The organism is Epilithonimonas arachidiradicis, from assembly GCF_003610695.1.
Lineage (GTDB): Bacteria > Bacteroidota > Bacteroidia > Flavobacteriales > Weeksellaceae > Epilithonimonas > Epilithonimonas arachidiradicis.
In genome coordinates, this window is the sequence record NZ_RAQH01000008.1 from 1 (window position 1) to 13,875 (window position 13,875).

The window sequence follows — 13,875 nt, forward strand, 5'->3', positions numbered from 1 at the left end:
GGAGACCCAAAAAGGTCTCCTCTTTTTATTTCCGGTATCTTTTATGGCTAAGAAAACCCTCTGTTAATTTGTAGCGAATCTATTGTTATAGCACAATTTAGTAAATAAAAAGCTCCAATCAATGGAGCTTTCACTTTATTTCTTCTTCAAATCTTTATCAATCTGCTTTTCTGCATTTTCTGCATTCTTTTCCTGAGCACGTTTATCCTTTCGTTGTTGAGCTCGAGATTTTTTTTCGGCTCGTTTTTCTTCGCGGATGACTTTGTTTGATTTGGTGTTATACAAAGCTTCTACGATGCCTTGTCCGGTTTTGCTGAAGATCTTGATTTTCGGTTTCTCGTGTGTTCCCGTAACCACAACAGGGAATCCAATCCAGCCAGCTGGCGGTAATCCGACTCTCACTCGGAAATCCAGCAAACCATTGAAACTAGTAGTTCCGCTAATCGTAGGTCTCAGAACAGAAACTTTGAAGGTAAACGGCTCCACGTGAATCAGGTTATTATTGATACTCGTTTTGATGTCAACGCCTTTCATATCCGGATTATCAAAGGCATTCGCTCCAATATTGTCGCCAACTGCGGAAAGCATTTTTAGGTTTTTGACTTCCACATCTCGTAGATTCACGTTTCCTCCACCTTCTAATGATGGATAAATTGGTTTCATATTGGCATCGAAATCGCCTTTCAGTTTATAGTCTAGCGTTACCACGCCTTTCACATCTTTTGCAGCGGTCGCCATTTCACGCACCATATCAATTTCTTTGTAAGCTCTCTGAACATCGAAGTTATCGACCTTCAAAGCCACATCATAGTTGGCAGTAATTGGGGATTCATTCTGATATCGTGCATCGATTCCCATTCGGCTTCCGATGATATCAAATGTTGTATTTTTTAAGTAGATTTCACCTTTTGTTACCGTAGCCAAGCCTGCAAGATTATTCAATCCAAGTCCTTTGAACTCAACTTTTTTGGCATTAGCTTCCAAAGAAACGTCTAGATTGGCCGGCACAATTACAACGCCGCTGCTTTTCGGATGTTCTTCCTTCGCATAGGTTACTGCAAGGGATTTGTCTGTATTATCACCTTCTTTCAGCGCCATAAATTCATCTACCAAAATATAATTGGATTTCAAATGAAATCTGCCGTGCAAAGTTCCTTTTCTTTCGATGAAATAATTGATGGTATTCAATAAATATCCATTGAGTGAATAATCGGATTTTCCGTAATTACCATAGAATTTTCTGAACCACATTTTCTCATTTTCAAATTCGAAATTCCCTTCTTTGATATAGAATGATTTCGGAAGATATTCGGTTGTGGCTTTGATATTTTTTAAGATTAGAGTACCTCTGTTATCAAGCTTGCTGTATTGTCCGGTTGTCGCATAACTTTGTCGTCCGTTGAGTGATAAATCTGCCATAATCAATCCGCTGATATCCAAACCTTCTTTTTTGAAAACTTTGTAGATTCTGCCAACATTCAATGTTCCTTTTGCTCTGACTTTGTATAATAAATCTTCGAAATCCTGCAAATTTGCATTCACGAAAACCGGATTGCCTTCAAAATCAAATTTAAAAGGGTCGAGCTTCACACCCAAACTTTTAAATGTTCCGTCGGTATTATGAATATTCGCTAAAATATTGATGTTCTGAATTGGATTTGGATAATATTTCGTTTTCAGCCAGCCATTTTTCAGTTTAAAATAACCTTTAGTTTTTGGGAATAATTTTTTGTCTAAACTGAAAATCCCATTTGACTGAATATCAGTATTCATTAAACCTTTTAATTCGATATCCTTTAAACCTAAAGCGGCATCCAAAGTTGCCAAATCAACCGCACCTTTTATATTGGCATTGACTTTCATTTCGTTCAATCCTTGCGTTTTCACAACTGCACGAAAGCTGTTATTCTTACCCAAATCAAAACTCAAAGTTCTCAAATCGAGTAGGAGTTTTTCGGTATCCAACGATGGTAAATCGACATTCAAATCCATATTCAGATTGTTCATTGGAACTGGTGCGTTGCTGTTGGAAACAAAACCATTATTAACCTTAAGACTGGCTTTCAAATCTGGCTTCAAATTTTTTGGTTCACTGAATCGACCTTTCAAACTGAAAAACAAATCGCTGTTTCCCTCAATTTTAGTGTCTTTTGCCCAATCCAGATATTGAGGAGGCAAAATCGAAATCATATCCCGAATCGTCGTTTTCTCAGAAGCCGCATTTATATTAAGATTATATCCATCCTTCAAAATACTCACAAAACCTGTGAATTTGAGAGGAAGTTTATTGATTCTTAGCTCATTTTTTCTCAGCACAAACGTCAATGCATTGGTGTTGATTCTCGTAATCAAATCTGCGTGTAATGTTTTTTGTTGTGCATACCAGATTCTGTTCAAAGCAAAATCAACTTTATCAATATCCAAATCGGTCTCCAAATCGAAAATATCTTCGCTCAATCCACCTCTTCCGGTATAGTTAAGACCTTTAGCGTTGACCAAAACGTTGGCTGCGTGGTCATTATATTTGATATTCCAGTTTTTCAGTTTGATTAAATCTAATTTGATAGACGCACCTGTTCCGGTTGTATCTCTTGGTTTCTCAGATGGTTTGGAAACATAAACATTATAATTAGCTTCACCTTTAGAATTGACGAAAACATTGGCCATTGCATCGTTAACATAAATTTCATCGATTTTAACTTCTCTATCAAAAATCAGATTTTTCAGATTAATTCCAACTGCAACTTCTTTCGCTGAGAGAAGTGTATCCTGCTCAAAAGGTTTAGAACCTTTCAACAAAAAATCGTCTACGGAAACCGTGAGAGAAGGGAAGTGACGGAAAAAAGTAAGATGCGTTTTCTTATAATCCAATTCTCCGGCTAGATGCTTGTTCGCAAAAATCTTAACCTGTTGGGAAATGGTTCCCGGAAATAAAATCGGGATGATGAACATTAAAAATAGGATAGAAGCGATGGTAATTCCCAACCATTTTAATATTTTAAGCAATATCGTTTTTACATTAACCGCACTCATAAACTTGAATTTTTCGGAATAATTCAAAGATTGTGCTAAATGAAAATAGTTACTAATTTGATAGTTATTTTGCTGTCTTTTATGCTAATGTCAGATTGATGTTTTGATGCGACCTAATAATTTCAATTAAAATTTCGAATAAAGTTTGCCCTTTTCCATCGATCAATTCATCCAGTTTTTGCTGAATTAATTCTACGTTGAAAGGTTTTCCGATTTGAATTTTATTTTCGTAGAATTCTTTGGTTGAATCAAAGCCTAAATCTTCTCTCGACTTTTGGGAATTTTTCCAGATAATTTCGCCGCGAAATCCATATAAAACATCATCAAAACCGTCCAATGTCCCGACTTTCCAATCTTCATCTTTCATAAAAAGCTGGGAAATTTCTCCATAGAAACCCTCCAGATTCGAAAAATGACTGCCATTGATGACAGTCATTTTGTTATTATTGATTTCGTTTTTCATTCAATTATTTCCTTAGATAGATATTTCCATATTTGGATTCAAGACTGTATTGTGGTCCGTTTCCTAATGTTGTAGTCACTAAGGTATGAAAATCATCCGAATCTTTCCCGTCAAATTTGGTATCCAAATTAGAGTAGATTTGTCCAAAATATGTTTCTGCCGAAAGCTTTCCTGTGTTTTTTTCTGCAATGGTAGCATCTATACCGCCAAAAGGTGCATTAACACTGATTTCTCCGCCAAAATTTTTCACTTCTACCAAGCCATATTTTGCTTCGATTTGAGTTTTAAGATATTTCGGAACTTTGATTTCTAATTCAATATTCATATCAACGCCGCTGGACATCGTGTTGAAAGTTGCTCCGTTGGCTTTTGAATATTGTTGATAATCTTCTTTGGATTTAAAAGTTAGTTTTTCTTGTCCTTTATGAACCGCTATTCTATGTGGAAGTTTGTCTATTTCAGATACGTTTCCTTCGATAAGAAGAGCGTTTCCATCTTTTGATTCTTTGATTTGAAAAGCTCCATTGTTTTCGTTGTCATTAATGTTGACAGTTCCCGAAATCTGAACTTCGTCTTTGTCCCAAGTGCTTATTTTAATCAATTGAGGATAATCAAATTTCAAAGAGATGTTCTGGTTTTTAGTCGTTGAAAAACTTCTGTTAATCGTTGTTTGCGCTGTAATGTTTCCGAAAACGTAAACCATTACAAAAATGATCAGCTTTTTCATTTTGCTCTCAAATAGATTTTACTGTAATCTGAACGAACTTCTATATCCGTTCCGCCGCCATTAACTTTTCCGATAAGGTCATTACCAAAACGAACTAGATCATCTTCTGTTTTCTTCTCTTGCTCAATTTTAAAATCTGGCGAAATATAGATTTCTCCGTAAGAAGTTGTCGCTTTAAGGTTTGCTTTTACCGATTTTGGAAGGCTGACATCTGCGTGTCCATAAACCGAAATAATGGATAATGGACCTTTTACATTTTGGCTGAAAACCGCTTCCACATTGCCATAGATAGATTTTACAGTCGCCGGTCCAGTAATGTTTTCTAACTGTACATTATTGTAAGTCGCAGCAATTTCGATTTCATTCTGCATATTTTTGAAAACCACTTTTCCACCGTATTGCGATTGATGTTTAAATGAAACAATCACATTCTCAGGAATCAATATTTTAATAGATGGAGCTGAGATTTTTTTCAATGGATTAACTTCTAAAATACCGTCTTTTTCCGAAACATTGATTCCAAGGCCAGTATTATCTACAAGTCCTAAAGCATTGATTGCCTGAAGTCCTTCTGCACGTTTATCTTCTGTAGGAACTTTATCTTCCAAAGAGAAAATGACTTCATTGCCTTTGTAACCTTCAACCGTTACTTTTCCAAGGTTGACAAGCAATTTTCCTTTGCTTTTATTGACTTTGTATGTCTTCGTATTTTCTTTTGTTGAATTTTCCTGCGCTTGGAAGGAAACCGTCATCAAAGCAAATATGATTAAATATATCTTTTGCATAATGTTTAATTTGTTAATAATTTACTGAGTTTATTTATTTAAAAGCTTTTAAAATTTCATTATTACAGCATATGCTTCGTCTTTTACAAATTTTGCTGTTGTTGGGTCTTTAGCGAGTGCTAAAAGTTTTGTGTTAACTTCAGAACTGAGTTCAGATGATTGTTTTTCAGCCAAGAAAGAAATTAATTCTTTTTGCACCATTGGGTCATTTTGCTGAACAAAAATTTGTTGAATTTTATCTGTTATAACCGGATTTTGTTTTTGTGTTTCTAAGGCTGAAATCGCTGCCAACCTTACGTTTGTGTTTTCGTCTGAGATTGCTTTTTCAGAAAGTAGATTGATTAAATTTGAATCATAATCTGATAAATTCTTTACCAAAGCAATCCCTTGCAATCTGGAACTGGCAGAAAATTGGTTATCCATCAATTCTATTGCATTTGTTTTATCAAAATAATTTTTATCCTCAATATCATAATTCGGTACAAAATCTTGGTCTTTTATTGATTCTTTTGAATGATTAGAACTATTACTTGCGAGAACTTTACTTACAGCTTCCTGTTTTGTAGTCTTGATTTTTGCAGTTATTAATTCATTTTTTTGATTTAAAATATCAACAAAATCTTCATCTCTAGTTTTTATTTTCTCCTGAGTTAAAGCAATAGTTTTATTAATTTCTTTTTCTTTATTTAAACTAAAGATTCCTAAACTTAAAATAATCACAATTGAAGCTGCAATAGACCAATTTTTCATAGAAAATATCGTATGTGTTTTCTCAACAGATGGAGTAGAGCTATCCAGCTTGGACATTATTTTGTCAAACATTTCATCCGGAGCTTCGAGATTGTCAAATTCATCTCGATGGTCATTAATATATTTTTTAAGCGAATCTTTCATTGTAGTGTTTTGGATTTAATTTCTCAAAAATTTTCTTTTTAGCACGATGGTAATAACTTCTTACTGTTCCGTGCGGAATATTTAAAACTTTTGCTATTTCTTCCTGTGGCATTTCCTCGAACAGATAAAGGTTAATAATTGTTCTGGTCTGCAGAGGAAATCCTGCGATAATGTTTTGAAGTTCTTTTACACGAGATTCCATAGCCAACTTGGCTTCCAACTCGTCATCTTCTATGTCCAATATTTTATCATCTTCAATTTCAGTAAAATAGATTTTATTTTTCCGAAGATAATTGAGCGATTGATTGATAGCGATTCGCTCAATCCAACCTCCGAAACTTTCTACATTTTTCAGGGATTTGATTTCAGAAAAAGCTTTTACAAAAACTTCCTGAAGAATATCTTCCGCATCTTCCCGGTCATTCACAAGACGGAACACCGAATTGAAAACAGCTTTAGAATAACGATGATAGAGTAGAGAATACCCCGAATTGTCCCCGGAACTGCACCGTTCCAACAATTCTTTGTCACTGATATTTTCTGTTGTTGTCTTCAAAAAGTTATTCGGTTTTTTATGGTTCTATATAATAGACGCAAACCAATTCCAAATGTTGCAGTTTTTTATATTTTTTTCTGATTTTTTTAATTATTGTTCACAGGATTTGGTTTCAATAGGGTTTTTTAAAATATCGATTTTTTCTTTTTCGGTTTTGTTGTACATTTCTTTAGCTTCTTTGCTATCTACGCTGAGGCCGTGATAGACGTAAGTAAAAGTATTATTAGGAGAATTGAGATTAGCAAAAATCATCGAAGGATCTTTTTGATATTTGCTCCAGAAAGTTTCCCATTGCTTTGGAGTAAAATTCACTTTCGCAGTGTATGCATTTCTTCCCTCAATATTGTTTTGTTCTTTTGTAAGTCCTTTGATTTCGAAAATAAAATTCTCTTTAGAATCTGCTATTTTCAGGATGAGACCAGGTAATCCGAAAAACTTATATGGTCCATCACTAATTGGAATTTCATTGGTAAACCAAGCAATCCATTTTCTGCCTCCAAAATTCGTTTCCGCTTTTTGTACGTTATAGTTGAACAGCTTGTTTTTTTCTTGCAGAATTTTCCATTCCGGTTTGCAGTGATACGTCGTCAGATAAACTTTATCGAAGAAATTTTCCTCAGCAATCGTCGCCTGAGATTTTAAATCTTTTGAAATTAAAGTCTGTAATTTCCATTGTTGCTTTGGAGCTGGAAAACTTCTGCTTCCCTGATTGACAAGATTTGTTTTTATAGAATCATATTTAAATTTTGCTAAGGATTCGAAATAAGATTTATCTTCATTTTTTAATAAAACAGTTAATTCCGAATTATAATCTTTGGAATGTTCTTCGGTTTTCCATTTGAAATCGTAAATGATTTTATACGATTGGGAAAATATTGCAATGGAACTGATAAATGCAGATAAGCTTAATAATTGTTTAAGTTTCATATAATAGTTTTTGATGGTCTTACTATTATTAAGATTCAGGAATTGAAAAAATGTTGCAATTTGTCAAAAAAAATGACTGCCAATAATGACAGTCATTTTCCTTTTATTGTTATTTGAGTAACTAAACTAAAAGCTTATTTAAAATACTCCACTCCATTTTTGAAGATATTGTGGTAATTCGCAGTCGGAATATTTTTCATTAAACCTTCTGCAAAACGTTCAGGGTGACCCATTCTACCGAATATTTTTCCATCTGGACTGGTAACGCCTTCAATTCCGAACAATGAATTATTTGGGTTGAACGGCATTCCGTGAGCGATGTTTCCTTCTAAATCTAAATATTGTGTTGCAATCTGTCCGTTTTCATACAACTTCTGAATTTCCGCTTCCGAAGCCATAAAACGACCTTCCCCGTGAGAAATCGGAATCGTGAACACCTGGTCTTTCATTCCTTTCAACCAAGGCGATTCGTCATTCACAACTCTTACATTCACCATCTGAGAAATATGTCTTCTGATCGCGTTGTGAGCCAACGTCGGAGAATTTTCATCCAGATCTTTTATTCTTCCGTAAGGCAAAAGCCCTGATTTAACTAATGCCTGGAAACCGTTACAGATCCCGATAATCATTCCGTCTCTATCAAGCAATTCGTGAACCGCATTTCTCATTTTCTCGTTTTTCAAAACATTGACAATGAATTTTGCAGAACCATCCGGCTCATCACCTGCAGAGAAACCTCCTGAGAAAGCTAAAATCTGAGAAGTTTTGATTTCTTCTACCCAAGCATCAATACTTTCATCCAATAACTGGTGATTGATATTGATCAAAGGTAAACTGCTAATTGCAGCGCCTTCTTTTGCGAAAGCGTTCAACGTATCATACTCACAGTTTGTTCCAGGGAAAACCGGTGCGAATACTTTTGGCTGAGCGATTCCGTGTTTTTTGATGATGATATTTCTTGGGTTGATTGAATTTAATTTTTCATCAATGGCAACCGTAATTTTTTCTTTTTCAATGGTTGGGAAAAGATTTTCAAATGTATTGGTGTTTGCAGCCAAAAGTTTGTGGATGGTTGTTGGTTGATTGTTGATGGTTAGAACTTCATCTGCAACAACTTCTCCAATTAATTGAAGATTGACAGAGCTTAATTCTTCTTTAGATTCAATAATTAAGCTACCGATATTTTTAGCTAATAAAACATATTCATCAACTGTAATTTCAGCGCCTAACCTGTTTCCGAAGCTCATTTTAGCCAAAGCAACTGCAACTCCGCCTTCTTTCACGGTTTTTACAGAAACGATTTTTCCGGCTTTGATATTTTCGAAAATAAATTCATAAATATTTTTTAAAGCATCATAATTCGGAAGTCCGTTTTCCTGAGCGATATGATTAAAGAAATAGACTTTATTTCCTTCACCTTTAAATTCAGGAGAGATAATATTTTTCTTTTCTCCGTTTGCGCAAGCGAAAGAAATCAATGTTGGCGGAACATTCAGATCCTGATACGTTCCACTCATTGAATCCTTACCTCCGATCGCAGCCAAACCAAAGTTGATCTGAGCATCATAAGCTCCCAAAAGAGAAGCCAAAGGTTTACCCCATTTTTCAGGATTCTGGCCTAATTTTTCAAAATATTCCTGGAAACTGAATCTGATATTTTTGTAATCGCCACCCATTGCAACGATTTTTGCAACACTTTCTACCACCGCATAAGAAGCTCCCAACAAAGAATTCTGCTTAGAAATTTCTGCATCAAATCCCCAACTCGCCAAAGAAACCGTTTCAATATCTTTTGCTCCGATGATCGGTAATGTCTGAACACTTCCTTCCATCAAAGTCTGCTGATATTTTCCACCTAAAGGCATCGCAACCGTAGTTGCACCAATCGATGAATCAAACATTTCCAGCAAACCTTTTTGAGAAGCTACATTTTTATCGCTTAATATTTTTAAGAAATTCTCTTCATTGAATGTCGGAGTTTCTTCTTTTACTTCATTAAGGTGAGTAATTTTAACTTCCTGACTTTTTGAACAGCCGTTCGTATCTAGGAATTCTCTTGAAAGGTCAACAATTTTATCGCCTTTCCAGAACATCTGCATTCTTCCTGAATCGGTTACTTTTGCTACCTCAACAGCCACAATATTTTCAGCTTCACAGAACTTGATGAACTGTTCCTTATCTTTTGGTTCGACAACAACCGCCATTCTTTCCTGAGATTCGGAGATAGCAAGCTCGGTTCCGTTCAGGCCTTCATATTTTAAAGGTAAAACATCTAAGTTAACTTCCAAAGAATCAGCAATTTCACCGATAGCTACAGAAACTCCACCCGCTCCGAAGTCGTTAGATTTTTTAATCAACCTCGTTACTTCAGGATTTCTGAATAATCTCTGGATTTTACGTTCTTCAACGGCATTTCCCTTCTGAACTTCAGAACTCATCGTGTGGATAGAAGTTTCGTCCTGTTCTTTCGAACTTCCGCTTGCTCCACCAACACCATCGCGACCAGTCGCACCACCTAAAATGATGATAGAATCACCAGCTTCAGGTTTTTCACGTCTTACCCAGTCTACAGGAACTGCTCCGGCAACGAAACCAACTTCCATTCTTTTCGCTTTGTACCCCTCATCGTAGATTTCAGAAACCATTGTAGTCGCCAAACCGATTTGGTTACCATAAGAAGAATATCCGTTCGCAGCCTGTTTTGTGATTGTTTTTTGAGGTAATTTGCCCGGTAATGTTTTATCAACAGATTCCAACACATCAGCCGCACCCGTTAATCTCATTGCCTGGAAAACGAAAGAACGCCCAGACAAAGGATCTCTGATCGCTCCTCCTAAGCACGTTGAAGCCCCACCAAAAGGCTCAATTTCTGTCGGGTGATTGTGTGTTTCGTTTTTGAATAATAAATACCAAGGCTCTTTTTTACCATCATATTCAGCTTCGATTTGGATAGTACACGCGTTGATTTCATCAGAAACCACCAAGTTCTCCAAATTGCCTGTTTTATGGAAATATCTTCCGCAAACTGTCGCCAGATCCATTAAAGAGATCGGTTTCAATTCGCGACCTAAGAATTTTCTTTTTTCGATATAATCATTGAAAATAGTTTCCAATGTATGTTTGAACTGTCCTTCAAATTCAATATTTGACAACTCAGTTTCAAATGTTGTGTGACGGCAGTGGTCACTCCAATACGTGTCTAAAACTTTTAGTTCCGTTTCCGTAGGATTTCTTTGTTCCGATTTAAAATATTCCTGAATGAATTTCAAATCATCCAAACCTAACGCAAAACCGTGCTTATTAAAGAATTCTTCAAGCTGAGCATCATCAAAATTGATGAAGTTTTCGTGAACAATAACTTTTGATGGCGTTTCTTCCGCAGGAATATCTAAAATTGACAGATCTTTTTCCTGAGATTCCACTTTATTGATTAAAAGGTCTTTTATTTTTGCTAAATCAGATTCAGAAACACCTTCAAATTCAATTAGTTTCCCACTTCTCACTTTAGACTTCTCATTTCCAGTCAATAAAGCAATACACTGTTGAGCAGAATCTGCACGCTGATCGTATTGACCTGGCAAAAATTCTAAGGCGAAATGAATTCCCTGTGCAGGATTTTCTTCGATTAAAATATCAGTAACCGGATCCACAAAAGTGCTGTTCACTACTTTTTCAAATTCACCATCGTTTAATCCAAAAATATCGTAAACGTTGTATACTTTTACGCTTTGGATAGACGGAACCACCGCTTTTACTTCATCAAAAATTTTTGGACTTTCCACATCGAAAATTCCTCTTTTTTCTACGAAAATTCTTTTGTTCATTTTTTTATTAGATTCAGGAACCGAAGTTCAGGATTTTATTAGATTTATTTTTTATTCAGCGAATTGTTTTAAAAATTCGGGATACCAATCATCAATTTTTTTATCACGGTTTTCTGCACGAACTTTCAGCAGCTTGTCTGTAAATTCCTGCATTTTCGGAAAACCTCTTTCTTTCATCAGCGCAATGATGCTTTGCTTAGTTTCAAGGAAATTTTTCTGATCATAATTGTCTTCACAGAACAAAACAAAAACGCCATATGTCATATATTCATCGAATACTTTTACCGGATTTGGATAGGCAAAAATGCCTTCTGTATTTTCGTCTGTCCATATCTTCCTGTCTTTAAAATACTGATCAATAGCTTCTTTGTTTGCGATACTTGGTGCTTTTACATAATTGTGGTCAATCTCAGTAAACATCACTCTTGTATTGAACAGCTCATTTTGAAGCTCCGAAAGTTTTTCAAAGTTATCAAGCGGTGGCAAAACCATATAGATCAGCTTAAAATTATTGTTGTCAAAATCTCCGGTATAATTCAAACTGTTGATGAGTGGTGAACAGAAGATGATGTAGCTGTTGATTTTGGTTTTAAAATTTTTCTCCAGCCATTTCCACTGTTTGCCCAGATTAGCTTTTCTATCATAATCGGAAATAATTTGAGAATAGTACGGCTTCTGTTTTTTGTAAAATTCTCTGAACTTAGATTTTACCGCAAAATCTTCAATTTCTTTTTTGTAAGTCGTAATTGGGTTTTCAGTGATTTTAATACCTGAAACACCAGTTGCCGGGAAGACAAATATTTCATTTTTGACGAGCTTCTCACCTTTAAAATCATAGGAAATACCATTTCCCGTTAAAAAAATATAATTGTAGGGTGAAGCAACCAGCAAAGAGTCGAAAGTTTTGATGATCTTTTCATCTTTAAAAGGTTTAAAATATGAGATGACATCTTTATAATAAACACCTTCCTGCTGAATCATATCATTATTTTCCAATCCGGATTTGGTAATTGCCAGCATTATATGAATCAATTCCTTTGCCTCATTGATTTCAATTTTATACTTTCCCTGATTCTCTTTTTTGAATTTTTCAGTAAAATTAATTCTGTCCTGAGCCTTTGAAAAGAGACAGATTAAAATCAATAAAACTGAAATAATCGTTCTGGTCATAAATAATTTAGGTATAATTTTAAAAAAATATGCAGCCCGAAAAGACTGCACAATATTTATACTTTAAGATCAGCCTCTAATCCTATCAGATCTTTGTTTGCCTCAATAATTGGCTGAACTTCATTGGCAATGAATTCTTCCGTCTGAATCGGTGCAAAGCCGATAAAGTTTTTAGGATCTAGAACTTCTTTTAGTTTTGATTTATCTAATTTTAAAGAATCGTCATTTAAAATTCTTTCGATCAAGTCATTTTCTTTTCCTTCTTCTTTCACTTTTTTGGAAGCTTCCATAGAATGAACTCTGATTACTTCGTGGATTTCCTGACGGTCGCCACCAGCTTTTACCTCTTCCATAATGATGTATTCCGTCGCCATAAACGGCAGTTCTTCCATAATATGCTTGTTGATTCTGTTCGGATACACTACGATTCCGTTCATAATGTTGTTCCAGATCAATAGAATTGCATCAACTGCTAAAAACGCCTGAGGAATTGTTAATCTCTTGTTTGCAGAATCGTCCAAAGTTCTTTCAAACCATTGAGTTGAAGCCACCATTGCAGAACTTGTCGTTAAAGACATTACATATTTTGCCAACGCTCCGATTCTTTCGCTTCTCATCGGGTTACGCTTGTAAGCCATTGCCGATGAACCGATCTGGTTTTTCTCGAATGGTTCTTCAATCTCCTTAAGATTTTGAAGTAAACGTAAATCGTTTGTAAATTTATGTGCTGACTGAGCTATATTTCCTAATAAAGCTACCACTTTAGCATCAATTTTTCTGTCATAAGTTTGTCCGGAAACTCCGAAAACCTTTTCGAAACCGAATCTTTTTGACAATTCTTTATCTAAGTGTTTTACTTTAGAATAATCTCCATTGAAAAGTTCTAAGAAACTTGCTGCAGTTCCTGTTGTTCCTTTTACTCCTCTGAATCTTAATGTTTCTAAGAAGAAATCAAGTTCTTCGATGTCTAAAACTAAACTTTGTAACCAAAGTGTTGCTCTTTTTCCAACAGTCGTTAACTGAGCCGGCTGGAAGTGGGTGAAACCTAACGTTGGAAGATCTTTATATTGAATTGCAAAATCTGCTAAGTTTTTCATCACGTTCACCAACTTTTTCTTTAAGATTAAAAGTCCGTCACGAATTTGAATTAAATCTGTATTATCTCCTACAAACGCCGAAGTTGCTCCCAAGTGAATAATTCCTTTTGCAGAAGGCGCTACATCACCGTAAGCGTGAACGTGTGCCATTACATCGTGTCTGAATTTTTTTTCATATTCGGCGGCTTTTTCATAATCGATGTTTTCGGCATTGGCTTTTAATTCAGCGATTTGCTCGTCTGTGATTTCAAGGCCAAGGTCTTTTTCGATTTCAGCAAGGGCAATCCAAAGCTTTCTCCAGTTTTGGAACTTGTTGTTATGCGAAAAATTAAACAACATTTCTTCACTGGAATAGCGCTCTTCCAATGGATTTTTGTAGGAATTCATTTCTTTTTTTAC

The 13,875-nt window shown here is 35.3% G+C and carries 10 protein-coding genes; all 10 read right to left on the bottom strand.

The window, feature by feature from the left end; translation table 11 throughout:
• Positions 1–135 precede the first annotated feature (135 nt).
• Entirely contained in the window at positions 136–3,033 is a 2,898-nt protein-coding gene (locus tag BXY58_RS12460) for an AsmA-like C-terminal region-containing protein (protein WP_120214196.1), read from the bottom strand.
• Between the two features lie 79 nt (positions 3,034–3,112).
• The gene (locus BXY58_RS12465) at positions 3,113–3,496 is read right to left on the bottom strand and encodes a barstar family protein (RefSeq protein ID WP_120214197.1); all 384 of its coding nucleotides are present in this window, start codon (positions 3,494–3,496) and stop codon (positions 3,113–3,115) included.
• A gap of 4 nt (positions 3,497–3,500) precedes the next feature.
• Positions 3,501–4,223: a DUF4097 family beta strand repeat-containing protein gene (locus BXY58_RS12470; protein WP_120214198.1), complete on the bottom strand. Its 723-nt coding sequence runs from the start codon at positions 4,221–4,223 to the stop codon at positions 3,501–3,503.
• Entirely contained in the window at positions 4,220–5,008 is a 789-nt protein-coding gene (locus tag BXY58_RS12475) for a DUF4097 family beta strand repeat-containing protein (RefSeq protein ID WP_147366845.1), read from the bottom strand. The genes BXY58_RS12470 and BXY58_RS12475 overlap by 4 nt, the downstream gene beginning before the upstream one ends.
• Before the next feature lie 48 nt (positions 5,009–5,056).
• Positions 5,057–5,902, bottom strand: a complete 846-nt coding sequence (locus BXY58_RS12480) for a HEAT repeat domain-containing protein (protein WP_120214200.1) — start codon at positions 5,900–5,902, stop codon at positions 5,057–5,059.
• Positions 5,886–6,458 carry an RNA polymerase sigma factor gene (locus BXY58_RS12485; RefSeq protein WP_120214201.1) on the bottom strand — a complete coding sequence of 191 codons (573 nt, stop codon included), beginning with the start codon at positions 6,456–6,458 and terminating at the stop codon, positions 5,886–5,888. The genes BXY58_RS12480 and BXY58_RS12485 overlap by 17 nt, the downstream gene beginning before the upstream one ends.
• Positions 6,459–6,548: 90 nt before the next feature.
• Positions 6,549–7,385 carry a GLPGLI family protein gene (locus tag BXY58_RS12490; protein WP_120214202.1) on the bottom strand — a complete coding sequence of 279 codons (837 nt, stop codon included), beginning with the start codon at positions 7,383–7,385 and terminating at the stop codon, positions 6,549–6,551.
• 134 nt (positions 7,386–7,519) lie between these two features.
• Complete coding sequence (locus tag BXY58_RS12495) at positions 7,520–11,209, bottom strand: phosphoribosylformylglycinamidine synthase (protein ID WP_120214203.1); 3,690 nt, start codon at positions 11,207–11,209, stop codon at positions 7,520–7,522.
• A gap of 51 nt (positions 11,210–11,260) precedes the next feature.
• The gene (locus BXY58_RS12500; protein WP_120214204.1) at positions 11,261–12,379 is read right to left on the bottom strand and encodes a DUF4932 domain-containing protein; all 1,119 of its coding nucleotides are present in this window, start codon (positions 12,377–12,379) and stop codon (positions 11,261–11,263) included.
• A gap of 56 nt (positions 12,380–12,435) precedes the next feature.
• A complete protein-coding gene (gene purB / locus BXY58_RS12505) occupies positions 12,436–13,863 on the bottom strand; it encodes an adenylosuccinate lyase (RefSeq protein ID WP_120214205.1) in 1,428 nt (475 codons plus the stop codon).
• Positions 13,864–13,875: the final 12 nt, after the last annotated feature.